This window comes from Streptomyces sp. NPDC048291 (assembly GCF_043201715.1).
Lineage (GTDB): Bacteria > Actinomycetota > Actinomycetes > Streptomycetales > Streptomycetaceae > Streptomyces.
On sequence record NZ_JBICZC010000007.1, the window covers coordinates 493,007 to 518,552 of the forward strand.

At 69.0% G+C, this 25,546-nt stretch carries 29 protein-coding genes; 4 read left to right on the plus strand and 25 right to left on the minus strand.

All coding sequences use genetic code 11. The annotated features are described in order from the left end of the window. Positions 1–503: 503 nt before the first annotated feature. Positions 504–1,754 (plus strand): hypothetical protein, encoded by a 1,251-nt coding sequence (locus tag ACGF5O_RS21730; RefSeq protein WP_393811484.1) that lies wholly within the window; start codon positions 504–506, stop codon positions 1,752–1,754. A 257-nt stretch (positions 1,755–2,011) separates the two neighbouring features. On the opposite strand, the gene ACGF5O_RS21735 is transcribed toward ACGF5O_RS21730, so the two are convergent. The 18 genes from ACGF5O_RS21735 to ACGF5O_RS21820 form a co-directional block, all read right to left on the minus strand. Beyond that, complete coding sequence (locus ACGF5O_RS21735; RefSeq protein ID WP_393811485.1) at positions 2,012–2,746, minus strand: hypothetical protein; 735 nt, start codon at positions 2,744–2,746, stop codon at positions 2,012–2,014. A 44-nt stretch (positions 2,747–2,790) separates the two neighbouring features. Then, on the minus strand, positions 2,791–3,780 hold the full coding sequence (locus ACGF5O_RS21740; protein WP_393811486.1) for an N-6 DNA methylase: 990 nt from the start codon (positions 3,778–3,780) through the stop codon (positions 2,791–2,793). Positions 3,781–3,785: 5 nt separating this feature from the next. Beyond that, entirely contained in the window at positions 3,786–4,433 is a 648-nt protein-coding gene (locus tag ACGF5O_RS21745) for a hypothetical protein (protein WP_393811487.1), read from the minus strand. A 102-nt stretch (positions 4,434–4,535) separates the two neighbouring features. Then, entirely contained in the window at positions 4,536–4,934 is a 399-nt protein-coding gene (locus ACGF5O_RS21750) for a hypothetical protein (protein WP_393811488.1), read from the minus strand. Further along, positions 4,934–5,305 carry a hypothetical protein gene (locus ACGF5O_RS21755; RefSeq protein ID WP_393811489.1) on the minus strand — a complete coding sequence of 124 codons (372 nt, stop codon included), beginning with the start codon at positions 5,303–5,305 and terminating at the stop codon, positions 4,934–4,936. Before ACGF5O_RS21755 ends, ACGF5O_RS21750 begins: the two co-directional genes overlap by 1 nt. An 83-nt stretch (positions 5,306–5,388) precedes the next feature. Further along, the gene (locus ACGF5O_RS21760) at positions 5,389–5,925 is read right to left on the minus strand and encodes a hypothetical protein (RefSeq protein ID WP_393811490.1); all 537 of its coding nucleotides are present in this window, start codon (positions 5,923–5,925) and stop codon (positions 5,389–5,391) included. A gap of 12 nt (positions 5,926–5,937) precedes the next feature. After that, complete coding sequence (locus ACGF5O_RS21765; protein ID WP_393811491.1) at positions 5,938–6,675, minus strand: hypothetical protein; 738 nt, start codon at positions 6,673–6,675, stop codon at positions 5,938–5,940. Between the two features lie 29 nt (positions 6,676–6,704). Further along, positions 6,705–7,478 carry a hypothetical protein gene (locus ACGF5O_RS21770; RefSeq protein ID WP_393811492.1) on the minus strand — a complete coding sequence of 258 codons (774 nt, stop codon included), beginning with the start codon at positions 7,476–7,478 and terminating at the stop codon, positions 6,705–6,707. Between the two features lie 34 nt (positions 7,479–7,512). Continuing rightward, the gene (locus tag ACGF5O_RS21775; RefSeq protein WP_393811493.1) at positions 7,513–8,196 is read right to left on the minus strand and encodes a hypothetical protein; all 684 of its coding nucleotides are present in this window, start codon (positions 8,194–8,196) and stop codon (positions 7,513–7,515) included. A 94-nt stretch (positions 8,197–8,290) separates the two neighbouring features. Further along, positions 8,291–8,974: a hypothetical protein gene (locus ACGF5O_RS21780; RefSeq protein WP_393811494.1), complete on the minus strand. Its 684-nt coding sequence runs from the start codon at positions 8,972–8,974 to the stop codon at positions 8,291–8,293. 62 nt (positions 8,975–9,036) lie between these two features. Next, on the minus strand, positions 9,037–9,345 hold the full coding sequence (locus ACGF5O_RS21785) for a hypothetical protein (RefSeq protein WP_393811495.1): 309 nt from the start codon (positions 9,343–9,345) through the stop codon (positions 9,037–9,039). A 97-nt stretch (positions 9,346–9,442) separates the two neighbouring features. Continuing rightward, a complete protein-coding gene (locus ACGF5O_RS21790) occupies positions 9,443–9,712 on the minus strand; it encodes a hypothetical protein (protein WP_393811496.1) in 270 nt (89 codons plus the stop codon). A gap of 85 nt (positions 9,713–9,797) precedes the next feature. Next, positions 9,798–10,580 (minus strand): helix-turn-helix domain-containing protein, encoded by a 783-nt coding sequence (locus ACGF5O_RS21795; protein ID WP_393811497.1) that lies wholly within the window; start codon positions 10,578–10,580, stop codon positions 9,798–9,800. Beyond that, positions 10,577–10,906, minus strand: coding sequence for a helix-turn-helix domain-containing protein (locus ACGF5O_RS21800; RefSeq protein WP_393811498.1), 330 nt, complete (start codon positions 10,904–10,906; stop codon positions 10,577–10,579). Before ACGF5O_RS21800 ends, ACGF5O_RS21795 begins: the two co-directional genes overlap by 4 nt. A 7-nt stretch (positions 10,907–10,913) precedes the next feature. Beyond that, entirely contained in the window at positions 10,914–11,903 is a 990-nt protein-coding gene (locus ACGF5O_RS21805; protein WP_393811499.1) for a hypothetical protein, read from the minus strand. A 106-nt stretch (positions 11,904–12,009) separates the two neighbouring features. Beyond that, on the minus strand, positions 12,010–13,095 hold the full coding sequence (locus tag ACGF5O_RS21810) for a PD-(D/E)XK nuclease family protein (protein ID WP_393811500.1): 1,086 nt from the start codon (positions 13,093–13,095) through the stop codon (positions 12,010–12,012). A 55-nt stretch (positions 13,096–13,150) separates the two neighbouring features. Further along, on the minus strand, positions 13,151–14,335 hold the full coding sequence (locus ACGF5O_RS21815; protein WP_393811501.1) for a recombinase RecT: 1,185 nt from the start codon (positions 14,333–14,335) through the stop codon (positions 13,151–13,153). Between the two features lie 375 nt (positions 14,336–14,710). Further along, the gene (locus ACGF5O_RS21820) at positions 14,711–15,361 is read right to left on the minus strand and encodes a hypothetical protein (protein WP_393811502.1); all 651 of its coding nucleotides are present in this window, start codon (positions 15,359–15,361) and stop codon (positions 14,711–14,713) included. Positions 15,362–15,859: 498 nt separating this feature from the next. Between ACGF5O_RS21820 and ACGF5O_RS21825 the strand changes: the two genes are divergently transcribed. Then, positions 15,860–16,285 carry a hypothetical protein gene (locus ACGF5O_RS21825; RefSeq protein WP_393811503.1) on the plus strand — a complete coding sequence of 142 codons (426 nt, stop codon included), beginning with the start codon at positions 15,860–15,862 and terminating at the stop codon, positions 16,283–16,285. Positions 16,286–16,572: 287 nt separating this feature from the next. Next, positions 16,573–17,481, plus strand: a complete 909-nt coding sequence (locus ACGF5O_RS21830) for a TRAP transporter substrate-binding protein (RefSeq protein WP_393811504.1) — start codon at positions 16,573–16,575, stop codon at positions 17,479–17,481. A 290-nt stretch (positions 17,482–17,771) separates the two neighbouring features. Here ACGF5O_RS21830 and ACGF5O_RS21835 read toward each other — a convergent pair whose 3' ends face one another. The 6 genes from ACGF5O_RS21835 to ACGF5O_RS21860 all read right to left on the minus strand — a co-directional run bounded on the left by ACGF5O_RS21835 (position 17,772) and on the right by ACGF5O_RS21860 (position 22,616). Beyond that, the gene (locus ACGF5O_RS21835; protein ID WP_393811505.1) at positions 17,772–18,299 is read right to left on the minus strand and encodes a hypothetical protein; all 528 of its coding nucleotides are present in this window, start codon (positions 18,297–18,299) and stop codon (positions 17,772–17,774) included. 14 nt (positions 18,300–18,313) lie between these two features. After that, the gene (locus tag ACGF5O_RS21840) at positions 18,314–19,606 is read right to left on the minus strand and encodes a NucA/NucB deoxyribonuclease domain-containing protein (protein ID WP_393811506.1); all 1,293 of its coding nucleotides are present in this window, start codon (positions 19,604–19,606) and stop codon (positions 18,314–18,316) included. 107 nt (positions 19,607–19,713) lie between these two features. Then, complete coding sequence (locus ACGF5O_RS21845) at positions 19,714–20,982, minus strand: hypothetical protein (protein WP_393811507.1); 1,269 nt, start codon at positions 20,980–20,982, stop codon at positions 19,714–19,716. A gap of 199 nt (positions 20,983–21,181) precedes the next feature. Beyond that, positions 21,182–21,427, minus strand: a complete 246-nt coding sequence (locus ACGF5O_RS21850) for a hypothetical protein (RefSeq protein WP_393811508.1) — start codon at positions 21,425–21,427, stop codon at positions 21,182–21,184. Between the two features lie 18 nt (positions 21,428–21,445). Beyond that, positions 21,446–21,712: a hypothetical protein gene (locus ACGF5O_RS21855; protein ID WP_393811509.1), complete on the minus strand. Its 267-nt coding sequence runs from the start codon at positions 21,710–21,712 to the stop codon at positions 21,446–21,448. A 28-nt stretch (positions 21,713–21,740) separates the two neighbouring features. Then, the gene (locus tag ACGF5O_RS21860; protein ID WP_393811510.1) at positions 21,741–22,616 is read right to left on the minus strand and encodes a peptidoglycan-binding protein; all 876 of its coding nucleotides are present in this window, start codon (positions 22,614–22,616) and stop codon (positions 21,741–21,743) included. 450 nt (positions 22,617–23,066) lie between these two features. Here ACGF5O_RS21860 and ACGF5O_RS21865 point away from each other — a divergent pair, with 450 nt between their 5' ends. Then, on the plus strand, positions 23,067–23,597 hold the full coding sequence (locus tag ACGF5O_RS21865; RefSeq protein WP_393811511.1) for a DUF6584 family protein: 531 nt from the start codon (positions 23,067–23,069) through the stop codon (positions 23,595–23,597). A gap of 354 nt (positions 23,598–23,951) precedes the next feature. Here the strand turns inward: ACGF5O_RS21865 and ACGF5O_RS21870 are convergent, their stop codons facing one another. Further along, a complete protein-coding gene (locus ACGF5O_RS21870; protein ID WP_393811512.1) occupies positions 23,952–25,544 on the minus strand; it encodes a hypothetical protein in 1,593 nt (530 codons plus the stop codon). Positions 25,545–25,546: the final 2 nt, after the last annotated feature.

The window sequence follows — 25,546 nt, forward strand, 5'->3', positions numbered from 1 at the left end:
TGTCCCCAGCCCGTCCCCGTCGAGGCCGAGTGATGTGCTCGGCCGACCGGGGCTGACCAACGGGCCTTGTGGGGCCCGGTCTCGCGATTCCCTGAGCACCGCTCGGCCTTTGCGGGCGGGTTACTTTCCCGGCCGCCGCAGAGGGAGCGTTGGTTTCATGTCCGTTGTGCGCGAATTGCGAACCGTGCTGATCCGGCCATTTTGTGGGCAGCTGTGGGTTGCCCGCCCGGTGCCGCTAGGCCGAAGCGGCGACGCGGGCGCCGACGGCCCTCGCCCTGGCTGCAGGTTGTCACGGGTGTGAGGTGCCGAAGACTCCCCGATTCCGGCTCGGCCTCCATGATCGGCTGTGCTCCTCGGTGAAATTTCCACCTTGCCTAGAGTCGCCAATGGTGTGGACGCGTCGCAGGCGGCGTCGGCATGCTGATCGCATGGCGGATCCCCGGCCCGAGGTGGAAAGCCCTACCCGGCAGCCTCTTTTCTCCCGTGCGGCTCGTCTCATGGTCATGCTGCTCACCGCAGCCGTTGTTACTCTCGCCGCGATCATCGTGGTCGGAGTCGACAACGGCGGACCTGTCGCCATACAGGCGGGCGTCATACGGCAGCCATCCTTGGCCCCGGGGGAAGAGACGCTCGCCGACTTCAAGCTGCCGCCCGGCTACAACTCGCTTGCCGTGACGCTCTTGCTGAACCGGGTGGCGGGCAGTGCCGAAGCGTGTCCTGCGAACGGAAAGCCGGTGGACATCCGCGTGGCGGACGGCCACGCGGACCGAAGTTGGCGTGTGCGCGGCGCGGTGGACGGCACCTCGGTTCAGGTGCCCATCGCGAGATCTGCGGATTCCGTGACGTTGTCGCTGGCTATGTCCGGCAGTGGGAACTGCCAGTACAAAGTGCAGTTACGGGATGCTCGGGTGATCCAGACACAGGATGACTCCCAAGCCGGCGATTGGCTGTCGGCCGAGAACGTCGTGGCTGTGGGGACTCTTGTGTTGGGTGTCGCGGCGTCCGGGGCGATGGTCTGGTACGAGCGACGTATCCCGCCGGAGCGAGTGGAGAGCGGCAGGCGGGTCCGTTCGGCTGAGGAAGGACTGGAGGCGGCGCTGAGGCGTGATCCGGCCCAAACCGGCTCCAGGCCGCAGGCGCAAGAGGGCGGGCCTCCCCCTGACGGAGAGCGGGTGCCTGATCTGCCTGGCGACCTTTGGCAAACGCCTGCCGGGTCCGCCAACGGGGACGGGCCGCGGCCTGACCCGGAGGTCCGCGGTCTTGCTCTGCCCGCGTTGTGGAAGGTGACGCACGCTCGGCTTGACCACTATCACCAGATCGCCCTCGGACAGGCCGAGAGGTCCTTCCGCAACGCACAGATCGCCATGGGCGTGGGTTTCCTCCTGCTTGTGGGGTTCAGTCTGCTGGCACTCCGGGCCACTACCACTGCCGCCAGCGTGGTGTCCGGGGCGCTCGGTATTACCGCCGCTGGTCTTGCCGGGTACGTGAGCAGGACCTTCGTCCGCTCGCAGGAGATATCGGCCGGTCACCTGCGCGCCTACTTCGACCAGCCACTGGAGTTCTCCCGCTACCTCGCGGCGGAACGGCTTATTGCCGACGTGGACATGAGCCATGACCAGCGAGCAGCGATTCTGGGCGGGCTGGTGCGGTCCATGACGGCGCCCAACGGACAGTCTGTCCAGATCCCGCCAGAGCCGATCAGCTCCACGGAGCCCGTGCAACATGAAGGGCGGAACGCATCACCAGGGGCATGAAGCGCCGCCCCGGGAACGCACCTTCGCTTGTCGTGGTCAAAGGTGAGGGCACCGGAGTGCCCTCAGCGACATCGGGACCCGACGCGGCGGTGTGATGGTCGGGCTCGGGCGCGGCGTTCGGTCTCACGAGCGGGCCTGCGGTTCAGGGCGGCCTGCTTCTTCCGATCCCAACCAGCTGTGTTATGACAGTCCTAGTGTCTGATGACATGTCAAGGGTGCGAGGTGCTGTTGGGGAGCGCCCCGCACCCAAGACGTGATTACTCGTCGGCGGTGGCTTCCGGCGGCTGTGGCTTCTTTTCCGGGGCGTCCTTCGCCTTGGTCGTCTTGGCGGCCGCTCCCCCGGAGCGCCGCGTCCGGGGGATGGGCTTCTTCCTCAGCCCAGTTTCCTGCTCAGTGGGCTGAGCCCTCTTGGTCGTTCGGCGTGCTTTCGCTGCGGCTGTGGCGGCCGTTGCTGACTCAGGCTTGTCTGCCGCTCTTGTGGGGTCACTGGACGTTGTGGTGTTGGCGGCTTCCTTGTGCTTCCCCGTGCCAGGGGCGCGGCGCGGGCGTTTCTTCGGGAAGGCCCGCAACGGCGGGCGTTCGCCGTCGAAGGCTGGCAGGAGCCGGGTGCGGATGTTGCGTGCGGTGGTCGCGGCGGGCGGGTTGTTCGTGAAGCAGACGCCGACGTTGTAACGGACCCCCGGGGTCAGGTGCTTGAGGCTGTCGGCGTACGTCTCAGCGTCCCCGTCGTTGTCGAACTCACGGGGCGGGACGTCGAGCGCCCAGGTCTGGACGGCCGCGCCGCGCCAGATGTGCTTGATGCCGATGCGGCGGCCGTCGAGGTGGATGAGGTACGCGGACAGGTCTGGGTGGGGCTTGTCGTCGGCATTCACGGTCCAGCCGTCGCCGAGGGCCGCCACGGTCGTGGTGACGAACTCGTCGAAGTCGGCGGGGGAGACGCGCTGCTTCTTGGTGGCCTCGTCGTCAGTTGCGGTGGGCTTGGTCGGGCTCACGAAGCATCCCTCCTGGTTGTGCAGGTGTGGTGCGGGGGCGACGTTCACGCCGCCGCTCCGTCGAGGAGCTGGTTGAAGGCGTGGAGCATCCGGCTGGCTCTGTGCTCGAACAGGGCTTGCTCCACGACCGCGTTGCGGTGCTTGATGACCGCCTCGCGCTCGGCCAGTGCCGTTGAGAGGCCGGCGTCGTCGGTGGCGAGGGAGTCAGCGCGCCAGATGACGGTCCGGGGGCCGAGGTCCCAGATGATCGCGTTGACGGCGGCACAGGCGGTGGCCAGCGGGTCGATGTCGTTGCCGAACCAGGTGTAGTCGTGTGGGTTGAGGCCGCGGTTGCGCAGCGTCTGGGCGACGGAGCGGAACATGCCGCCGCTTCCGAGGGCTGGTTCGCGGATGGCGGGGCCGTGGTCGGCGCCGACGAGAATCTCGGCCATCAGGTCGGTGACACAGGATGGTGTGTGGTATTCGCCGCGCCACTTCTTGTCGCTCTTGTGGCGTAGGCCCGTAAGCAGGGGGCTCAGGACGTCGGCCTCCGACCGCTCGTAGGGGTCGCCGCTGGCGGTGAGGTCGAACAGCCCGTTGTAGATCGCCGTATGGATGACGGCCTGGACGGCACGCAGCTGGTACTCGTCGGGGTCCTCCTCCACCCAGTCGTGCAGGGGACGCGCGACCTCGATGAGGTCGGGGCGGGCCATCCACTGGGACCCCCAGATCTCGCGCAGGAGTGGCGGGAGCTGGGCCGGTTCGAGGGTGAGGAGCCAGTCGCTGACGAGCGGCTCCCGGAAGAAGGACAACGCGGCGATGGTGCCGAGGGGGACATCCATGCGGTTGCCGCCGTAATGGCTGAACCAGGCTGCGATGACGTTCTCGGCGACTTCTCTAGCGAGTCGGTTCGGGTCGCCAGGGAAGGCGATGCGCTTACGGCGTGACGCGAGGGCGGAGGGTGGCTTCGGCGGATTGGAGGCTTCCTCCTTGCGCTGCTTGGCGCGCTCTTCGAGCTTCTGCTCCACCTCGCCGAACAGATCGAACTGGACCATGGCGCTCACTTCCCCGCCGGATCGGTCGTTGCGCCCGGCGACGCGAACGGGTGCGGTGGGGCACCGGCGGGTGCCGGAACGGGGCCAGCCTGGAGGATCGACGTGGCGCGGCCGGCGCGTTGGATGTAGTAGCCGTGGTCCTCGTGGAGGCGGCGCATGCGTTCCTCGTGTTGGGCGATGAGGCCGCCGTAGCGGTGCAGGGAGTCAGGCGCGCAGTGGTGTTCGTGGGCGCGGCGCAACTCCGGGGTCCAGGGCTGGGCGAGCCAGTGTCGGGCCAGGGCGGAGACGATCTCGGAGGTCCGGCGGGCTGTGCCCTGCGGGACGCGTACCGGGGCGCTGACGATGAGGCGGTACGGGCGGAGGCGTAGGGCTCTGGCGTCCAGGGCGGTGCGGGTGAAGGGCTCGGTGCCGGCGAGTGTGATGCCGAAGATGACCGGGGCCTCGGCCATGCGGAAGCCGAGCGGGCCGGTGCCGTAGGCGACCTGGAGGATCTCCAGCAGGGGGTCTTGGTCGGCTTCGGGGTGGTGGTCGGGGTCCCAGCCGAGGGTGAAGGCGCCGATGCCGGTGACGCGGTACACGGCTTGGCCGGTGTCGAAGTCGGCGAACTCGGCGACTTCGAGGGCCGGGCCGCTGCCAACAGTGAAGGTCAGCACAAGAGTGCTCTCTCTCGTGATGCTCGTGGTGGAGGCATGGGTGGGGTAGGGGGCCGACCGATGGCGTGGGCTCGGCCCCCTGGTTGGTGTGGGTGGGGCGGGTTATCCGCCGTGTTCGGCGCGCCAGCCGTTGACGTACGCCCCGACCTCTTCGGCGAGGGGTTCGAGGGACATGTCGCCGGTCGGGTCGCCCTCTGCCGTCGTGGTGTCGTAGACGACCTTCGCCGTGCCGAAGGTGTTGTCGATGTGCACGGCCTTCCAGCCGCCGATCTCGGCTCGGTCGCTGTGCCAGGGGAGCGACTCGCGGCCGGTGACGGCGACGTACTGCTCACCGTCGGTCGTGAGCTGGACGGTGATGTTCAGCTCGTTGCCGCACCAGTCCACGCCCACGTCCGTGCAGTGCTGTTCGAGGGCCTCGATGACGTCGGCGTACAGAGCGCGAGCCTTTTCCTCGTCGGCGCGGCGTAGGAGGCGCACGGCGCTGAGGTAGTGGAGGGCCATCACCTGTCCTCCGTCGTCTGGGCCGTGTCGGGGATGTGGTCGCCGCAGACGAGGGAGAGGGGTTCGCCGTCGTGCGGGAGGTCGAGCTCGACGTCCTGGGTCCTGCGGCAGAGCAGGCAGGGCAAGGAGACGCTGCGGACCATGCGCAGGGGGCGGACGGGGGTGCCGGCAGGGAGGTGGAGGGGCTCGGTGCGGCCGCGGAGGGCCAGAGTGAGGAGGGTGAGCTCGGGCGAGACGACGGTCTTCTTGACGTTGGCGACGGTGAGGGGCGTGTGCGCTGCGTCGGGGAAGGCGAACACGTCGCCGGGGCGCAGTTCGTGCGCGTGTACAGGTCTGGTGAAGTCGAGGGTGACCACGGCGTGGTTGCTCATGTTCAGGGATCTCTTTCCGTTGTGGCTGAGGGGTGGTCGGCCGCTCGGTGGCGTCTCGCACACGGCACCGGGCGGAGCGCCGGCTACTCGTCGAGCACGCGCCGGGGGCCGTTGACCGGGCCGCGGCCGAGTTCCTCGGCGATGTGCCGGGGAACGCGGGGCACCTGCGTGTCGTGGAGGGCGAGTTCGCCGCTCGCGAAGTCGATGAGCACGGTGCCGTCCGGGTCGACGTGGGTGACGCGGCCGTAGAGGGGCTGTTCGGGGTGCCGGACCCACTCGCGTTCGGCGAGGGGCGGCAGATGCTGCGGGCACTGGCCGGGGTCGCGGAGCGAGAGGTGGGAGGCCGACGGGTGCCAGCAGGGCTGTCCGTCGGGGCGCGGGTGCTCGCAGCCGCGGGTGATGTGGCCGTAGCCGTCGCAGCGGATCAGGACCTGGCCCGGCCAGGGCTCACTGGCGCGCACGATGGCGAAGGTGACGGAGCCGTGCGGGCCCTGGTCGTGGTGGGCGACGTACTCGATGGTCAGGCCGATGGTCGTCGGCCAGGTCTTCAGCACGTTCGCCGCGATGGTCTGGGCGTGGGTGGCGGGAACGGATGGCCCTGACGGGCGCTCGCAAGTCATGTGCATGTCACCTCACTTGCTGTCGGCGTTGATGTTGGTGCCGGTCTGGGGGAGCAGGAGGAACGCCGTGTGCTCGTCCGGGGCGCCGAAGCGCGCCAGGTGTCGTGCACGCAGGTGCGGAAGGGCGTGGATCTGCCGGGCGAGCGCCGTGATCCGTCTCTCGGTGCTCTCCGGCCACAGGGGGCACTCATCGGTGGCGCGGATCAGCCGGATGGCGCCGCCCTCGCTCATGGGGATGTCCGCGCAGACGGCGTCGAGTACGCGGCACGTGTCACCGGTGAACTCGACCGTGATCATCTGGGCGTGGGGATGGTGTGTGCGGGTGAGCTCGGCGATCCCCGTGATCCGGTCGGCCGGCGGAAGGTCGAGCGTCCGGCGTCGGTCCGGTCCTGGGGCCGGGCGTACGGCGCTCCAGGTGGCTGAGTGGAGTCCGGCGAGCGCGTCGCTCAGGTCGTCGGCGAGTTCCTCCAGGTCCAGGGCGGTGGTGTCGGCGTCCCTGCGGACATCGAGGACCAGTTCCTCCGTCCCGCCCCGGTGCGTGGTCCACAGGCCGTGCAGTTCGATGGTCCGGTCGTGGGGGGAGTGGTCGAAGGTGATGTGGGTCGCCTCCGGGTACGCCTCGACGATGCGCGCGGTGACGTGGTCGAGGACCGCGACCTCGTACTGGGCCTGGGCCGCGTTGAAGGCGTCGATGGCGAGATTGCGGTAGCGCAGGGCTGTGGCGGCCCGGTTCGCTGTGGTGTCGGTCATGAGGGCTGTGTCCTTCCGGGGTGCTGAGGTCAGCGGTGGACGGTTACGGCGGAGGGGTGCTCGCGGTACGGGAAGACCAGCTGCCACAGCTGTCCCTCGTGCGCGGAGGCGACGGCCATGCACGGGCTCAGGTGGCGGCTGCGCAGGTGGGGCAGGGCGTAGAGGTGGGCGAGGAGGCGGGCCAGTTCGTGGGAGATGTCGTGCGGCCAGAGGTTGTCGTCGGACTCCGGCGAGCAGCGGGGGCACGGGATGTCGACGGTCTCGCCGCCCGCGAGCGTGATCTGCTCGAAGCCGACGGCGACGCCTCGGTGGTCTGCCTCGAAGCGGCAGACCAGCGATTCGGCGTCGGGCACGTGGCGACGCACGATCGCGGCGACGGCGGCGGCGCGGTCAGCGGGCGGGAGGGTGAGCCAACGGCGGTCGCGGTGCTCGTGGACGGGGTGCGGTTCGAGGAGACCCCAGCGGTAGAGGAAGGCACCGCTCAGAACGCGTTCGAGGTCGCTGAGGAGTTCGTCGATGTCCAGCGGTCCGTCGCGCCAGCTCTGCTTCGGGTCGTTCTGGGCGTCGTAGAGGAGGCGGTGGTTGTCGATCGCGGAGCCCAGGGCACTCCAGATGCCGTGCAGGCGGACGTGGCCGTCGGCATCGACGCTGACCTCCAGGTGCTCGGCATCCGGGTGGGCCAGGCGTACGCGGGCGGTGATGTCGTCGTGAATGGCGAGGTAGAGGGTCTCGCCGGCCTGGAGGTAGGCGCTCGCGAGGTCCTTCAGGGGGATCTGAGTCGGGCGAAGTTCCCGTTCCTGCATGGGTGTTGGCTCCTGAGAGAGTTGGTTGGGATGGTCAGTGCGCGCGGCGCACGACGATGGCGGTCGCGTTGTCCGGGCCGTTGATGCCGGCCGTTCCGGCGAGGAGTTCGGCGGCTTCGTCCGGGTCGTCGCGGAGGAGCGCGGCGGTGATCGTCCGCTCGTCGACGCCTTGGCTGACGCCGTCGGTGCACAGAAGGACCGCGGTGGTGCCGTGCACGGGCAGGGACGTGGCCACGAACTCGTGGCGTGCGACGGTGCGTGTCACCTTGCGGTCGTAGAGCGGCAACGGGCCGTGCTGAGCGGTGTGGCGGCGGATGCGCTCGCCGAGCGAGTGGTCGTATGTGGCGCGCTGGAGCTGTCCCTCGGAGGTGAGGACGTAGACGCGGCACAGCCCCGCCCAGGTGAGCCGGACACGGCTGTGGGCGGGATCGAACAGCGCGGTGACGATCGACGCGTCCGCGGCGATGCCGCTGGCGGCGAGCTGGTCACGCGCGCTGATACAGCCGGTCTCGGGCGTGGCGCCGAGCGCGGCGCCGACCGCACCCTCCGCGGCCAGACCGGCCGCGTCGGCCGCCGCCGTGGTGTCTCCGATTCCGTCGGTGACGGCGACTGCGATACGACCGGTGGCCTGGTCGACGGCGACGGCGAAGGCGTCCGCCTGAACCTCGCGGCGGCCTTGCCGCTGGGCGCCGCCAACGCGCCAGGGTGTTCGGGACATGACTGGACTGACTCCTTTGCGTATGAGGGGAGTGCAGGGGCCCGCCCGGGGCCGGGCTGCTCGCACCGGCGCGCGGCCCCGGGCGGAGCAGTCGCTACGGCACAGGAACCGGAGTGAGGTGAACGGCCGGAGCGATGAACTCCGGGCAGGAGCCGAAGCGTTCGTGCAGCGTGTGTTCCTTCTCCCACTGACCGCAGCGGGTACAGGTGGGCTGGGTGTGGCCCGGGGCGGGGCGTGCGACGTAGGCGCCGCTCAGGTGGCCCTCGGTGAAGGCGACGACCCCGGTGGCCTCCTCGAGGCTCACCGCGCCCCGGCCGCGTGCGGTGGCCTCGCGCAGGGTGCGGCGCAGGAGGGCTCCGGACCAGTCGAAGCCAGGGCTGATGCCGTCCTGCGGGTCCTCGTAGGTGACGCGGTACGCGGGGAAGGCCGCCTCGGCCGGGTCGGTGAGGGGGCGGGCCCAGAACTGGACGGGGCGATCGTCGGCGCGCTGCTCGGGCTGCAGCGCGACGGCGGAGACGATGCGCATGATCAGGCCGCCGTCGTCGGCGAGGCCGGCCTTGCGGGCCGCGTACGCGCACAGTTCCTTGAAGCCGGAGACCCCGTGCGCGGCGAGCCACCGGTCGGGCGTCAGCTCACCGCCGAAGTTCTCCCGGAAGTCGGCGCGGTCGCGACGCTGGACGGCGGCGATGACGCCGACCGCGCGGTCGATCACGTCCGGGGCGATGCCGTGTCTGGCGGCTTCGGCGTGCAGTAAGCGCTCGCGGGTGGGCTGGTCCACTTCGCTCTCTCCTTCGTGGATGCCGGGCTCCGGTGCTCCCGGGCCGCGGGCTGGTGGGGGCGTTACGGGAGGGTCGGGGGCCGCTGGTCGAAGTGCTCGGCCGCGGTGCCGTGCAGGACGTCGAGCCGAGCCGACAGGCGTTTGCCGAGCGTGCGGCCGTGCATGTCGATGCCGCTCTCGTGGCTGACGGACTCCAGGTGCCAGCGGCGGTGGCCGTCGTCGAGCGTGAAGTCGTACAGCTCGCCGGGGCGTAGGCCGCGCAGCGTCAGGGCGCGCACGGGCCTGCCGTCCGGGTCGGCACGGACGGTGGGCGGGCCCAGGAGGCGGGCGGCAGCCACTATCGCGGCGATGTCGGACAGGGGGATGCTCATCGGTTTCCTCGCACTCTGGTCGGGGCCTGCAGATCTCGGCTGGCGGCAGTTGTCTGTCACCACACATGTCAGATGCGTGTGAAACCGCCCTTCCTGTTCAGAGGTCGCCATACAGGTCCGGCCGGCCGGTCGTCTCGCGGAGGGCGCAGACGAGGAGTCGGCCGGCGCCCTCGATGCCGAGGACGTCGGTGACGAACTGCAAGGGGGTCACCGGGCGGCCGATTGCGTCGCCGTAGGTGCGGGCCAGGGCTTCGCCGGTCACGCGCGCCTGCTCTTTGGCCTGCTCGAACTGCTCAGGCGTGACGCCATGAGTGGCGAGTCTGGCGGTGAGTGCCTGCTGTTCGTCGGGGGTGAGATGTCGGAACATGATCAAGCCCTTCGGGGTGCATGGAAATTGATTGATAATGTTGATAACATTTTATCAATCTTGATCAATTGTCGTCAAGTTTCATTTATCTAGTCGGTCTGTCACCTCGGGGGCGACCGCGTCTGAGCGCCTCGCGCGCCGCCTGGCGAGGCCCCTCGAGGGCGCCCTGGGCTTCGAGCTCCGCGGCGCGGGCGCGCCGCGCCTGGTCTTCCCGGAACCAGCGGCGGTCCCGGCTGCGGGCGCGCTCGTCCTTCTCGCGCTTCTCCCGAGCCGTAGCGGCGTCGCGAAGGGCGCGCGGACTCGTGCCACAGCCGCGGCAGTTGGCGGCGGGGGAATCCGGATGCGCCGCACAGCCGCCAGCCCCGCGGCGGTCGTCACCATCCGCCGGGGGCAGGGGGTCTCTCTGGTGGTTCTCTGACGGTTCCCCGGCCAGTTTGGCCGGTTCCTCTGTCGCACCTGGCCGCTGGCCAGTCTGACCGGTGGCCGTTTTGGCCGCCTGCTTTGTCCGTCTGCCGACGCGCTTCTGCCCGCCCTTCCTCGCCTCCCGGGCGGGAGCCTCGGAACCGGACGCCGACGAACCCGACAGTGGTGGCGCCTGCGGGCGAGGGGCGTGGATCGTGTAGCGGTTGCTGGTGCGTCGCCCGTCCGAGAAGCGGGCGTGCGAGACGATGAACCCCTCAGCCTCCAGCCAGTCCAGGTGCCGACGGACCGTGCGCTCCCCCTGGCTCGTTTTCTGCGCAAGAGTGGCCTGCCCGGGGAAGCAGGACCACTGCTCGTCGGCGAAGTCGCACAGGGCCAGCAGCACCAGCTTCGCGCCCGGCTTCGGGATGTCCTGCCGGAAGGCCCACGCTATGGCCTCGATGCTCAACTGCCTTCCCCTTCTTCCTTCTTCCAGGCCGCCCGCCAGCGGGTGACGGTGCGGGGCTCCACACGGAGGCGCTCGGCGATCTCCTCCGCGCCCAGGCCCTCGCGGGTCATGAGACGTGCGGCGAGTTCCTGCTCGGCCTCGTTGAGGTCGGGCAGCGGGAGATCTCCGTTGACGACCCGCTCGACCGCGAGGAAGTCGACCCCGGGGACGCCTGTGGCGGTGGTGCTGACGTGGACGCGGGGTCTGGGCCCGCGGATGGGATCGGTGCCGCTGAGTACGAACGCGGACGCCGCGGTGCGCGGCCGGGGCGTGAAGGCGGGGCGCACGGTCCCCTCATTCCTCGCCGCCGAGGCCGTGGCCGCCGTCCGGGGCGTACGTGTCCTCGCGTGTGGGCTTGTACTGAACGATCCGGGTCGACTCCGACGGGTACGGGTCGACCTTCAACTCGACCACTTCGATGAGCCCGGTGAACGAGCCGTTCGGCGGGACGGTGAGCGCGACCGAGCCGTCGACGGGGTTGGTCGTTATGGCGGGGTCGGCGGGCGACAGCTCGAGCACGAGGTCACGGGCACGGCCGTTGGCGTCCTCCACCAGCGGATAGGCACCATGCAGATCGAGGACCGGGAAGTCACCGTCGAAGTAACGCCGGGTGGCGGTCACGACGAACATGCGCTCCGGGAGCCACACACCCTCGCCCGGCGTGTCGACGTACCGGGGGGCGCCGTTGTGTGCCCCAGGGTCTTTGAGGGGGCGGGCAGACGGCGCTGTGTCGTCGACGGGCCCTGGGGCAGCACAGGGGCCGAGAGGCAGGCCGTCGCTCTCCAGGACAGCGAGGGCCTGCCCTGGCAGCCCTACACGCAGGAGACGGGCGGCTTCGGCGGCCAGCTGCTCCAGGGCGACCGCGGTCGCGCGTGCCCGGTCACGTTCGTCGAGCGCCCGAACAGCCTTGCCGCGCCAGCCGAACGACACGTCCCGCGACAGGGAGACGATCGGCAGGACGACACTCATGAGGGAATCGGCGACGTCGTCGGCGTGGCCGTCGTGCGCCATGCGCGGCCAGCTCGCGGTGAGCGCGTCGGCCAGGAGCCGCCGGATGATGTCGGCGGTGAGCGGGTACGGCGGTTCGGCCAGGTCGGCGAGGGGCGCCGGCCCCTCCAGGACCTCCGTGAGGCGCAGCAGCAGAGCGATGACGTCGACGTCGTTCGTTTCGAAGCTCGCGATCTCCTGCAGCGTCCGCTCGATGCGTGCCCAGACGCCGAGCAACTCCGCGTCGGGCGACTCTTCGCTGCCCGCGAGCCGTTCGCGGGGCGTGGGTGATGACATGGTTCCCCCTCCAGGGTGTGTCCGGTGAGCAGATGTGGATGGGCCACCAGCAGCCGGTACGGCGGTGGGATGACCGCGACCTGTGGTCGTGGTCAGGACGTCCGGGTCAGTCGGCCTCGGGAACTCGGGAGACGCTGATGGTGCGCGACGTCCGCCCGCCGGGCCGCATGGGAAGGTCGACGCCGAGGCCCTCGATGATGCGGATCATCGCCTCGGGGTCGGGCTCGGGAGGACGTGGGTGGCCGCCGGACCAGGACAGCTTGAAGGCGCCGTACGTACCTGCGTCCGCCGCGTCCAGCATCTTGCGGGCCTTGGCCTTGCGCTTCTTCGCGGCGCTCTCCACCTCGGCGGCGTCGGCGTAGGCGCGCAGGGCCTCGGTAACGGCTGCCGTGTCCTCGACGAGGATCGTCTGCGGGGCCCGGTCGTCGGCGAGCTGGTCGAGATTCCAACAGGCCGTTCTGAAGGGGCAGTTGTCGCAGATGATCGACAGGCCCGGGCCGTCGAGGTCGCGTGGCATGGCCTCCGGCTCGGGGCTGTCCAGGACGTCCTCGGCCCATGCGAGGGCCTGCGCCGTGACGTCCTCGTCGTACGGGCGTTGGTGGACGACGACCTGTCCGTACTCACGGCCGACGTAGCGCAGCCGTACGACGTCGACCGGCAGCGGCTCACCCGCGGGGAGGTGGGGGTGGTCCTTGAGACCACCGGTGCGGAGAAGGTACGCGTAGAGGTGGACCTGGAACCACTCGGCCCGGCTGGGGCCCTGGCGTACGACGACGTCGAGGGCACGGGTGCTTTTGGTCTTCACGTCCTCCACGACGCCCGTGTCGACGGCCTGGGCCCCTGGGGTCCGCCGACGGGGGTCGTTCGGAGCCCAGTAGGCGTCCGCGTGGCCGAGGATCACACCGTTGGTGAGCTCCAGCTCGGTGTGGGCGCCGTACTGTTCCCGCAGCACGCGCAGGATCCCCTCGTGTAACCAGGTGCCGAGGATCGCGGCGTGCATGTTGTCGGCGAGGTCCGTCGGCCACGTGCCGTGGATTTCGTAGGCGGCGCGGCGTCTGCACAGGCCGATCGAGGAGGGGCCAAGGAGGCGCTGGCGGGAGCGGGGTCTGGCGCGGTCGTCGCGGTGGGCACCCTTCCACAGGTCTGGGACCGGGACGGTGGCTTGTCCGGCGATGCTGTCGTCGGTGGGCATGGTGATCTCGCACTCTGTTGGCTGGACTGTCCTGGCGCCTGACGGGCAGGCGGGGCTACTGGGCTGAGTCGGTGGTGGTCCCGCTCCGGGAGGACTTCCGGGTCCGGGCCGTCGGCTTCTCCGCGGTGCTCTTCCGCGTGGCGGTCTTCTTCGCCGTGGCCTTGCGGGGCGTTGCCTTCTTGGCTGAGGCGCGTCTGCGCGTGGGTGGGGTGCCGGCCGTCGAGTCGGGATCGGCGGGGCTGTCGGACGCGGTCTCGCCGCCGCCGTCCGGCCGCAGCGTGTTGAGGAGGGCGCGCAGTTGATCGGTGCTGGCGTCCTGGAAAGAGACCCCGAAGTCCTCGAAGGACCGCTCGTTGACGGTGTCGAAGCCCATGTCCAGGCTGCTGGCCAGTTGCTGGACCTCCCCGCGTGCCTGGTCCAGTTCGGCGCGTGGATCGGCTGGCGGCGGCCTCTCGCTGTCCTGTGCTGACTTGGCGCCAGGTGCCTCCTTGCCGCTGCCGGTTTCGAGGACCTCCCCCTCGACCACGTCGCCGGACGAGGAGGCTTCCCCGTCCCGCCGGAACTCGTCAGCGTGCTGGGCCTTCCCGCCGTTCCCCAGTCGCGCGGCGGCGGCCTGGACGCGCTCGCGGGACTCCGCCGCGTCGGCCGCGTGCATCTCCTCGTCGACGTGCAGGCCGGACAGGTCCGCGGGGCAGGCCCGGCGCAGGGCGAGCGCCTCTGCGACCTTGCTCAGCTGGCTGGCGGGCATCTGCGGCCACAGCCCGCCGAGCTTGTACTCCTGAGCCTCGTAGTCCCACACCTTCGGCGCGTACTCGCGCCAGTGGGCGACGGCGGGGAAGCGGGAGCCGCCGCGCCAGACGACGAGCCGGCACGCCGCCGGGGGCTCCTCGCGCAGCCACACCGTGTGCTCGCCGCCCTCGGCGTCGTACCAGACGAAGTCCTCGTAGGCGATGGACTGTCCGGCCCGGTCGGCGGCCCGGCGCGCGATGAGCCGGTAGCCGTCGATCCCGGTCTGGATGGTCCAGCGGATCTCGCTGCGCGACTTGCGCTTGATCATGTAGATCTGCCGGCCGAACGGGTCCAGCCCGGACGCCTTGCAGTAGTGGAAGAAGATCCCCAGCTGCGCCGGACTGGCCTCCGCCAGGTCCGGGAAGGCCGCGCGGAGCGCGCGTAACTGCTGGTCCTCGAACGCCTTCTGGTCCTCGCGGATCGCGAGCCAGGTGACCGGAGTGTCGGCCACGTTCCCTCCAGGTGATCGGAAACTTCAAGAATCTCTCAACTGTTGCAACACATGTCACGGCTAGTTGGAGAGTGATATAAATCTATTTCACTTGATCCCTTGCGTCAAGTTTCGCTTAGATGTCGGGCGCACGCCGGAGCGGTGGCTGCGCTGCTGCTGGAAATGGAGTGCGGTGCTGTGAATGTCGCTCGGTGGGCAGGCGCGCGTTCACGGTCGCACGGGGCTTGTTCCTGGTGCGCCCTCCAGCCCTCGAAGCTTCATGCTCCGTCTCCACACATGTTGACGCACACCCTAAGCGTGTCGAGCGTGGATTGACACCCTCCGGTGGGGATAGGGCTCGGTTGACGGCCGTGCTCGGTCGCGTCGCGAACTCCGCTACCGCTTCGGCCGTACCGAGAGCGAGAAGCCGGCTCCCAACAGCTCGGCCGCGAACGCCGCGACCTCCTCCGCCGAGTGCTCACCCGGTCGGAAGGTCCTGGTTTCCGGCAGCGGCGGCGGAGTCGGCCTCGGCTCGGCTGCGGGCTTCCGGCCTCGGGGCTTGATCTGTTCGCGCTCGCCCGCCCGAATCCGGTCGATGCCGTCCTGGACAGTCACCCGGCCACGGCGCTCGGCGTCCTCCAGCACGGTTTCCAGCAGCCACAGCGGTGAGCCGGAGACCATCGCGTCCTCGGGCGCGAAACTCCTGCGGACCCGCCACTGGTAGATGTCCATGTACTTCTTGCCGAAGATCCAGGGGATCTCCTTCAGGCCGACGATGTGCGGCAGCTCCGACGCGTCGCTGACCTCGTACCCGCCGTCGATGCCGGCCTTGTACTCCTTCAGCCGCTCCGGCAGGTACTCCCGTGATCCGTCCTCGGCGAGACCGAGCACGGTCGGCAGCAGCCAGTACGGGTTCCCGGAGATCACCGCGTCCGGCTCGCCCAGCACTCCGCGGGTCTTCCACAGCTGCGAGGTCTGCCGTTCCACGCCGTAGAGGGACGCGATCTCGCCGTGCCCCAGGAGATAGGGGAACCGCTTCTTCGCCACAACGCCCTCCGGGACCGCTCGATTACATAAAACTGACTTGATGTGTCAAGCATAGTTGCTGGGCGGGACGGCTTGATCGCGGTTAACGGTCACAGGGGGCGAAGCCCTGGCTGACGAGCGCACGCACCGTCCATGCGTATCTGGGACACGACGTTTGGGTGACCACCCGCGAAGCACCGCGACCGTGCCGATCGGTCTACCCGTCTTCGCTCTTGCCGCGGCCGATGCAGCGACCCCAAAGTTGTACTTCACGTCCTTGGGGGTGGCCGGATGAGGCGTACGCGCGCTCGTCAATTGGTGGTTTCCACTGTGGGCGCGTGCGCTCTACTCGCTGCGGCGGCCTGCGGTGGCGGCGCAGGACGAGCCGCCAAGCCCTCACATTCGACAGCAGTATCGCGCACGTACACCAGCCGGTCCTTCGCGACGCCGCTCACGATCACCGTCCCCGCCTCACTGGGAGCGCTGCCGGCATCGGACACGAGCACCTTCCTGACGTGGGTGAAGTCGAGCAACAAGGTCCGGTTCCTGCTGCCCGCGGTCGTGTACCGGCCAGGGGGCAGTGGTAGCCCCGAAAAGCCGCCTGCCACCTACAAGGGCTACGTGGCATTCCTTCATGAGCAGGCCGGATATCACGCGAACTGGCAGGACGAGAAGCCCACGACCGTCGGTGGTCGCGCCGCCACACTGCTGACCGGCACCACCAATGAACCGATGGACGGATCGCTCGGCTGCCCGACCGCCGAAGCGGATCCCGACAAGGACTGCTTCGGCCTCCAGCCCGACTACGAACTTCGAGTGGTCGTCATCGACGCTCCCAGCAGGCCACTGGTGGCATGGACCTCGATAGATCTCACTCAGGTCCAGGATGCTACGGCCGCCGTCACACGGTTCGAAGGCATGCTCCGGACCGTCAAATTCCGATGAGTGCCGATCCTTGTGGCGGTGGACGACGCGCTCCTGCTGCACGACTTGGCGCTTCAGGGACTGTCGGAGTGCCCGGCACGGCGCGTACGGGCGAGCCTGCACCGGACGCGGTGACCGCACTGTGAACGAGGGAGCGCCCGAGGGCGCAAGGAGGTGTCAAGGTGAGAAGGATCCTGGGAGTCTCGGCGCTGCTGCTAGCGCTCGCTGCTTGCACGTCGGGCGCCCCGAAGGCGCAGCAGTCCACATCTGACTCGGCGGGAGCGTCCCCAAAGGTGGTCCATCTGACGATGGCCGTGCCCTACGGCACCACGTCTTCGGTGGAGAGGTTCATCCAACAGGTCGCAGAGGCGACCGGGGGGTCCCTGCAGATCGACGCCAAGCTCAAGTGGCGGACGGGCCAGCTCGCCTACGAGGACGGCACGATCGCGGACGTCCAGGCGGGCAAAGCGGATCTGGGGGTGGCAGGCACGCGGGCCTTCCCCGGCCCCGTGCGGATGCTCAGCGCGCCAGAGCTGATCACCAGTTACGCAGCGCAGGAACGGCTGTTCAAGAGCCCCCTCTACAAGCGGCTGGGCACCGCACTGAGCGTCCCGGGGGTCACTGGCCTCGGCCTGCTCCCGGGCCAGTTTCGCTACCTGTTCACCGCGGGTCGCTCAGCCCCGACCCCCACCGGTCTGCACGGGCGGCTCGTCGGCGTGGCACAGTCGAAGCTGGCAGACGACACCTTCCACGCTCTGGGCGCACGCACCCGCTGGTATCCGCTGTCCGGGTCGGTCAGCGACATGGACGGCATCGAGTCCTCGATCGCCTCCTTCAACCACGAGGGCTACGCCTCCTCCAAGAAGTACCTCACAGGGAATCTGGTGCTGTGGCCCCGCATGGTCGTCCCCTTCATCAGTGACACCGCGCTGAAGCGCGTGAGTCCCGAACAACGCCAGGCGCTCATCCAGGCCGCGTCCGCCGCCTTCGAAGACACGATGTCGGAACTGCAGGCAGAGGATGCGGATGAGCTCACCCAACTCTGCGGAGGAGGGCTGGTCGTGGGGCAAGCCAGTGCGGCGCAGCTCGCGGCGTACCGTGTGGCCGTCGCTCCGGTCGACACCCGACTGGAGCACGCCCCCCAGACCGGCAAGTTGTTCACGCTGGTGAAGTCGCTGGTGAAGGGAGCGAAGCCGGAACCCGCCCTTCACTGCTGATGCCCCTGGACCGTCCTGAGCGGGACCCGCGGACGGCCTTGGGGCGCACGATTCGGGGTTGAACCGGCGGCTGATCCTTTCCGAACGATCCAGCGGACAGGGAGACGATTGCCGCGAACGGGATCGCCTTCGGCGACCAACGGGACCCGAGGGGAGGGCAGTGTCTGCCACCAACATGAAGCCGGGGTTTTGACGGCAGGGTTCCGCCAACGGGGAGCTGTGGAGCAGCGGGCCCTGCTGGCATGCGCGTCTCTCCGCGAAGATTCCTGGTCTACGGCGAGCGAGAGCTGTCAGTCGTCGTCCTCGTCGTCCGGTTCGGACTCCCGGGTGAAGGCCAGGTCAAGGACGTAGCGTTCGTCAGCGGGGCACTGGTCCCAGGCGTGCTGGATCTGCTCCCCGGTCCAGTCACCGGTGATGCTCTTGAGGATCTCGTCGTAGTAGGCGGACGCCGCCTCGCGTCCGGCCCACCACGCGTAGCCTTCGTACACCCCCGGGCGGGGCAGGGTCATCTGGCCAGCCGGGCCCAGAGTCAGCTGGTTGACGACGAGGGTGCCGGTCTCGGACTCGATGCTGACCGGGGTGTGGCCTTCGGCGTCGGCGGGGGGCTCGGGGGGTGTGTCCCAGATGCGGACGGTGACCTTTACGTCGATGTCGGGCTGGCGGCTGAGCAGGTACAGGTGGTAGCCGTTGCCGGCTACCACCTGTACCTCCGCGGCTGCCATGGCTGCCTGGTCACCGAGGTAGGCGTCGGCGTCGTAGACCTCGACGACTCGCCGGTCGGGGCTTGCGGTGACGCTGTACTCGGCGAGGAGTGCCATGGGGTGCCTCTCTGTCAGTCAGTGATCTTCACGTAGAAGGGGTCGCCGTCCAGGACTCGGTTGGCGCTGTACATCGCCAGGATCATGTTGCCGCCGGCGTTGTTGTCCGTGCCCGTGATCAGGCGGACGGAGTACCGGTTGTCACCCTTGGTCGATCCTTCTCTCGTACTGGCGAACGGGTACTCGTCGCACTCCAAGCCCGACCCGGAGTAGTCGCCCCACACCTTGTTACATTCCGCGATGGACTTCTTGCGGTTCGCCTTCTGCTTGTCCTTGTCGATCAGCCGGTGCAGGGGTTCCTTCTCCCCGGGGATGGTCTTGCCCGCGAAGGACGGGAAGGTGCGCTCCGGGTGCTTCAGGGCGTCGTAGATGTGCAGGGCGCTCTCCTTGACGGCGGAGTCCTTGCGGCTCATCACGAGTTCCACGCGGGCTCCGGTGAAGACGGTACCCAGGTGCTTGCCTGCCACTGGTCCGGCGTAGTCGAAGCGCACGCCGGAGTGGAAGGCGTCGACCTCGCTGTACGGGGAGACACTGGGCGACGAGACGCCGAGGTCCATGGAGACCGTTCCCGCGACCTTCTGCTGGTTACCGGAGTCGAACTGGGCACCCAGGTCGGGGGAGGTGTACGTGAGCGTCCAGGTGGGCTTGTCGTTCCAGACGCCGAGGAGTTCGTCGCGCTGGACGGTGCTGGGAGCGGTGATCTGCGGGTTGGGGTCGCTTGCGCTTGCGTTGACATCGTCCCGGAAGAACTGCCCGACGCTCCACTTGGTGGCGTCCTCGGTACCCGCGGTCTGCACGCGGATGTTCTCGACGCTGGCCAGGTAGTCAACCCTGCGGCTTCCGTCGTAGGCGAAGCCCAGGGTCCACATGTCGAACCAGAGACGGCCGATGGCCTCGGTGCCGTTCTTGTCGCGCAGGATCAGGTCGTACGGCCTCTTCTGACAGCTCTCGAAGCGGCTCTTGATCCAGCCGGCCTGGGTCTTCGCGGCCGCCGCATGCTGCTCGCACTGCTGGCGCAGGTCGGACTGATCGTCGGCGGGTGCGCGCCTCGCTGTGTGCCCGAGCCGCGCCCGCTTGCCGTGCGAGCGCTCGTAGGTGGCGAAGGGCACCGGGTGGCTCAGCTTCTTCAGCTGGGACTTGGGAACGGACGAGGCTTTGACGAACCCTGCGGTCGTCGAGGGTCGCGGTGTGTGCGCCTCAGTAGGTGCTGCGGTCGCGGCGGTCGTGGTCAGGAGGGTCACGGCGCAGGCGGCTGCCGCTCGGCGGGCCCAGCGGACCAGCCGTATTCGGTGGTTGGGGTGCTGCATACGGAGTTGCTCCCTGGGAAGCGCGGTGAAGTCTCGGATGAGGGAAGGCATCGGCCGGGATCGCTCGTGGCGGCCGTCGCGGGTGGAGTCCTGCTGGTTCCGTCCGGTCAGGAACGGCACATCCCGCCCCAGCAGGCTTCGAGGAGTTGGCCGGTTCGGGCCGAGTACACGGCGGTGAAGCCGCGGTAGCGCCGGTGGTCGTGCTCGAGTCCCGGTGTCATCTGCTGGGAGCTGACGGTCCACGTCGGCTCAGTCCCGGTGCCCAGGGACCGCTCCCCGGTGGTCGACGACCGGGCCAGGTCGACGTGCCGTGGGTCGACGGCGAAGGAGTGCGCGGCGCGCTCGCGCAGGGATGCCGCGCTGGGCGCGTCGCCGACGGCGCGGGCGGCCATGGCCTGCGGCTTGGCTTCCACAGCGACGGCGTTGCAGACGTGGGCGGTCCGCACGCACTCGGCGAGACCGGGCACCGTCTGGAGGCAGCTGTCGGGGTCCCGGTCCAGACACGAGGACAAGGCGTTCTGGTCGACGCCGTTGACGACGGCCGGTATGCCCTCGGCCTGCCGCAGCAAAGCCCACGAGGACGGCACGGCCGAGGCTCGCGTGACAGTGACGGAGGGCGCCGGCTTGCGCGGCTTGCTCGCCGACCACTGGGTGAACGTGGTGGTGTCCGTCAGCTTGCTCGTGAAGCAGTACGGCGGCTTGTTCGTGCTGCTGCAGGCGGGCAGCGAGAGAACCTTGGCCACGTTCTTCGTGGCGACCTGGTGCCAGGACTTGTTGCCGTCCATGAACTGCATGCGGTTGGCGATGCTCGGGACGTTCGTGTACTGGGGGCCCGTCACCTCGAGACCGACGTCGACGCGGTTGGTGGCGCCTCCGATGACCTTGAGCTGGTCGGTGGTGCTACCGACGGTGTTGAAGTCGTACAGGACGTCCCACTGGTTGCCGGTGGCCTGGCGGACCACCATGTAGGTGTGGTTCCGCTTGTCCTGCTTGGTGGGGTTCACTCCGGCGGTGATGGCCTTGGTGCGTCCGCCGCTTTTGCCGAGTTCGGTCCAGCGGGGCCCGTACTTCATCGTGGTCTTGCCGGTCTTCTCGGCGTACAGGCCGATCTCGATGTTCCGGCCGAACTCGTTGCCGTCGGTGTTGGGCGTCACGCGCAGGTAGTTCGCCGTCTGCACGGTCGCGGTGGTGCTGACCTGGTCGTAGGTGATCGGTACGTTCCGCCAGGTGGCGAAGCCGCCGATCACGGGCTGACCCGGTCGGCTGCAGGTCATGGCCCAGAAGGTGATCTGGGCGCTGTACATGGTGTTGCAGGCGGTCGTCGGAGCGGCCGCCTGTGCCGGTGCCGCTCCTGCGAGCGGCAGGGCTATGCCCACGCCTGCGATGGATATGAGGGCCGCAAGTCTCCTGCGTGTACGCAAAGTTGTTCCCCCTGCGACTGAGAGTGATGGTCGCGGCACAACTTATCGAACACGTGATCTCATAGCATCTTCATAAAGAGCGTGTCGCTCCGATCAAGAGCGTGATTGCCGTCACGCGCTGACGCGGTTGCGGTGGCCGGTGGGCCCGCCGGGTTCACCGGGCGAGTGCCGACCAGAGGGCGACAGCGAATGCGGCAACACCAGTGAGTGCACTGATAGTTGGGAGTGGCCAGCGGGAGCGCTCGAGAGCGGTGACCCGGCCGTCCAGTTCCTCGATGGCCTTGTCAGTCTGGTCGGAACGCTGGACCAAAAGCGCGAGTTGGCCGTCGATCCGCGCGAGCCCGACTTCGAGGGCGCGGCGGAGTTCGGCGAGCTCCAGGGCGATCTCTCCGTCGGGCATGGCGCTTGTTGCTCCTGATCAGTTGATGGTGATGGAGGCCGGGTCGCTGTCGGCCGGGAGCCACGAAGCCGTGCCGGCGCGACCGAGGAGGGAGCCGACGGCGCCCTTGGCGACGGCGAGGCCCGCGGGAATCGCGGCGATGGCCGCCGACTCAAGTGTGGACAGGGCGACGAGGTTGGTCGTCTCGGACGCGAGGAGGAGGCCGAGGAACGCTTCGACGTACGTCAGTACGGAGCGCTCGGCAATGTCCGCGAGGAGCTTGGGCGTTCTGGTGGAGGTGGCCACGGGGAAGTTGTCCTCTCGATGCCGTGGGTCAGGGGTTGGGGACGCGGAGCCTGGCCCAGCTGGTCGGGCCGGGGATGCCGTCGGCGTCGTCACCGGAGTAGCCGAGCTTGCGCTGCCAGGCGGCGTACGAGCGCCGGTCGGCCTCGGTCCACGAGGGGCCGGGGCCCTTGGCGTACCTCCCGCAGCCCTCGGCGACGAGCCGCTCGCCCATCGCGGTGACCAGGGCAGAGCGGCGACCGGTACGGAAGTAGCCAGCACCGGGGAACGGCGCGTACTCGGGGTTGTCCTTCGACGGCGTGCTGCTGGTCGGCTTTCCGCTGAGGTGCTTGGCGACCGCGGTGCGGAAGTCGTCCATCGAGATGCCGGCCGGGTCCGGCTTGCCGGGCTGCCACTCCTTGTGGCCGATCACCGATCGCGCACTCCAGTCATGCGCCTGGCACAGGGCCGCGCTGACCCTGTGCATGGCGTCGAGTTGGGCCTGCGGCCACGCCTGTCCACCGCCGGTGTTGACGCACTCGAAGCCGTAGAAGTGGGAGTTGCCGTCGGTGTTGGCCTCGTCGTCCGGCGGCAGCGACCTCTCGGCGATGACGGCCTTGAGGACGTCGTCGTCGCCGGAGCCGGCGTGGTTGGCGCGGCCGTAACCGACGAGGTGCACGGTGCCGGAGCGGTCGATGACGCCGTGGCACAGCGGCCCGGGGAGCGAGGTGTAGCCGGTACGGCAGAGCTCCACCATGCCGGCCTCGGTGGAGTACGGGCCGGTGTGGTGGATCATCACGCCGTGGACCGGGCCCCAGGCGCCCTTGTGGTTGCGGTTGTGGGTACGCCAGTCGCCGTGCTCGACGACGTGGACGCCGGACCTCTTCAGGGCGGCGAGGAACTGGTCTGCGGACAGTGGCAGAGCCACGTCAGGACGCTTTCTCCCCCGCGCCTCCGCATGAGTGAACCGCGCCAGTGGCCAACTGGCGGTCCCTCAAGATCGGGCTGCACATGTTGGGTAGAGGGTCACCCACCGCGCGGAGCCTAACTCACGTGGCCGTTCAGCGGTGGCGGACGTAAGTGGCCCGCGTTTCCGTCCCCGGGCTCGCGCTCGTCTACGTTGGAGCGTGAACCGCCCCGTCGCGCTCGTGCAGCCATTGCAAAGAGCGGGCGTCCGCTGTGTCACCTCGACGGTTCCCAACCGCTGATTCACCCAGCCGCGCCCTTCTCTCCGATCAGGGCGTTTGCGCCATCAAGGGCTGTCCGGTAATTGAGGATGTCCCGTCTCGGTGGGGTTCAGTCGCTGCCGTCGAGAGCGGCAAGTGCTGAGCAACAAACCAAGTCGACGTGAACCGGTGCGGTACCCGATCATCTGTTCATGCCCCTGAGAGAGACCCTTGCCCGAGTCGATGCAGACCTGGCAGCCGGCCGGGTTCCCGTCGCGCGCCAGCGTTTGCGCGGTCTCGTCTCCTCCTTCCCGTACGACCTGACACTCCGCCGGCGTCTGGCCGAGGTATACCGGCTTTACGGCGATGCCGCCGAGGCCGGACGCTGGATGTACCTCGAAGAGGACCGCAACGCCGACGAGACCGCCGCCTTCGAGGCGCGGTACGGGTCTCCCGGATGGCGGATGAAGGCCATCGCCTGGCGCAGCCCCGAGGCGATGGCTGCCACCTCCTTCGCGGAGAAGCAGCTCGTCGCAGTGCGGACCGCCTGCGCCGAGGAGCTGGGGCACTCCGTCGACTGGGACGACCCCGACTCCTATCGGGACGGCCTGGAGGAGAAGTGCGAGGAGGCGCCCTCCAAGCCGTGGACGGTCGGCGGTGTGCTGGCGGGCGTCGGCTGCCTGGTGGGGGCCCTTGCGTTTCTCGCGATCTGGGTAAACGGAGTCGTTGCCCTCTTCGACTGACCCAGGTCGCCAAGGGCCGGTGGGGGCGCCACCCAAGGCTCGGCGGGGCGACGGAGTCCATCACGCGATGAGTGGAATCGCCCGCCTGCACAACCTCGCACTCAGCCGGTAGGCGAGCAGCGCGGGCGGTAGCCGATCACGGCCCCGCTGACTCGAAGATCTTTACGGGACAAGCCTCAGGTCGCTGACCGGCTGGCCGCACCCCATGCACAGGCCTCGATAGAGCGGCGGCTCCGCGTTGGCGTAGTAGGTGCCGACGAATGGCTGGTCCTGCGATGGGCAGCCGGAAGTTCGGCATGTGGCCACGAGGGTGACCGGCTCGGGCTCGGTTTCGTCGTCTTGGGCAGCCATGGGTTAGTCATCTCCGATGATCATCCAGTAGACGCCGGTCGTGGTGGTGTTGGTGCGTGTGAGCCAGATCGTCATCCCGGCGGAACTCACGTTGTTGCAGCTGACCCCGAGGACCTGGGTCCCGGGCAGAGACGTGATGGGCGTGACGAATGCACGGAAACTGGTGCCGCTGATACTGCCGCCAGAGAGCGTGACGGACGTGGGGGTGCCCGCCACGGGGCTGATCGACACCGTGCCCACACTGATGTTGTCGGCGCGGAAGGTCCCTGCGGCGCGGATTCCGGCCTCTGCCGTCAGGGTCATGGTCCCGCTGGGGCCGGCGCTGAACTGTGCCGTGCTCCTGCCCAGGTAGAGGCGGCCGCCGTTGGGCGCGCTGGTAGAGGCGTTGACGCGCTCGGCGACCCAGAAGTCGTTGCCGAACCACGTGCGCCATTTGTAGGTGACGCTGTCGGCGGAGTCGACGAACGTCCCGCTGTTGAGACCCAGGTTGGCGTCGGCGCTGCCGCCCGAGACGTTGGCGACCGCCTTGTTCGTGCCGTCACTCGACGACCAGTAGATGTACGGGTACGTGGCGTTGGGTTCGATGCCGATCTTGCTGCCACCGGTGCCGTACCCGGTCAGGTTGGAGGCGTTCAGGACGATACGGGCCCCCGATGTGGCCGTCTGCACGGTGGCGCCGGTGATCACCTTGCCGTTGATCGCGTTGGCGTCGAGCTTGTCCGTGGTGATCGCTCCGGCCTTGATGTGCGTGGCGTCGACGGACCCGACCGCGATCTTGGCAGCTGTCACCGAGTTCGCGGCCAGCTGGTCAGCGGTCACCGCCAGCGCGGCGATCTTCCCCGTCGTCACCGAGTTCGCCGCGATCTTGTCGGCGGAGACGGAGGCCGCGGCCAGTGCGCCGGCCTGCACGGAGCCCACGGTCAGGTGCCTGGCCAGGATCTGACCGGCCGCGATCTTCCCGGCAGTGACCGCGTTGTCGGCGAGCGCGACGGAGTCGATCGCGGCGACCGCGACCTTGGCGTCCGTCACCGCGTCGTCGGCCAACTTCATCGTGGTGACGATGCCGTCCAGGACGTCGTCGGCGATGACGGGCGCCGGCCCGTACGGTCCCACTGCCACCGTGGGCGGGGAGGCGGCGCCGGAGGTGTTGCGGGCCAGCGTGCGCACGTAGACGTCGGTATCGCAGGGCACGACAACGGTCGCACCTTGGGCGGTCTCCATCGTCGCCTGGAGGGTGGCTGGGCTCGGGTCGTAGGTGGCGTCGGTGGAGGCGTGGATTTCGAGCCGGGCCCAGTCCAGGGAGACGGTGGAGCCGTCGGTGAAGCCTCCGTCCCAGGAGACGGTGACGCCGCCGAGGACGGATGCGACGATCGGCGCGGTGGGCTGCGAGGGCGGCGGGCCGTTGACGACGTTCACGCTGGTGGTGCCGTCGGGCTGCTGGCCGATGACGGCGCGCAACGAGCCGTCCTCGTCGTACACGTCCAGAGCGCCGTTCTCCAGCGAGGAGTAGGCGAGGCGGGAGGTGCGGGTCTGCTGGGTGAGACGGTGTTCGAGGGCGGCGATGCGGGCCGCCAGCTTGGCGAGGTCGTTGGCCATGG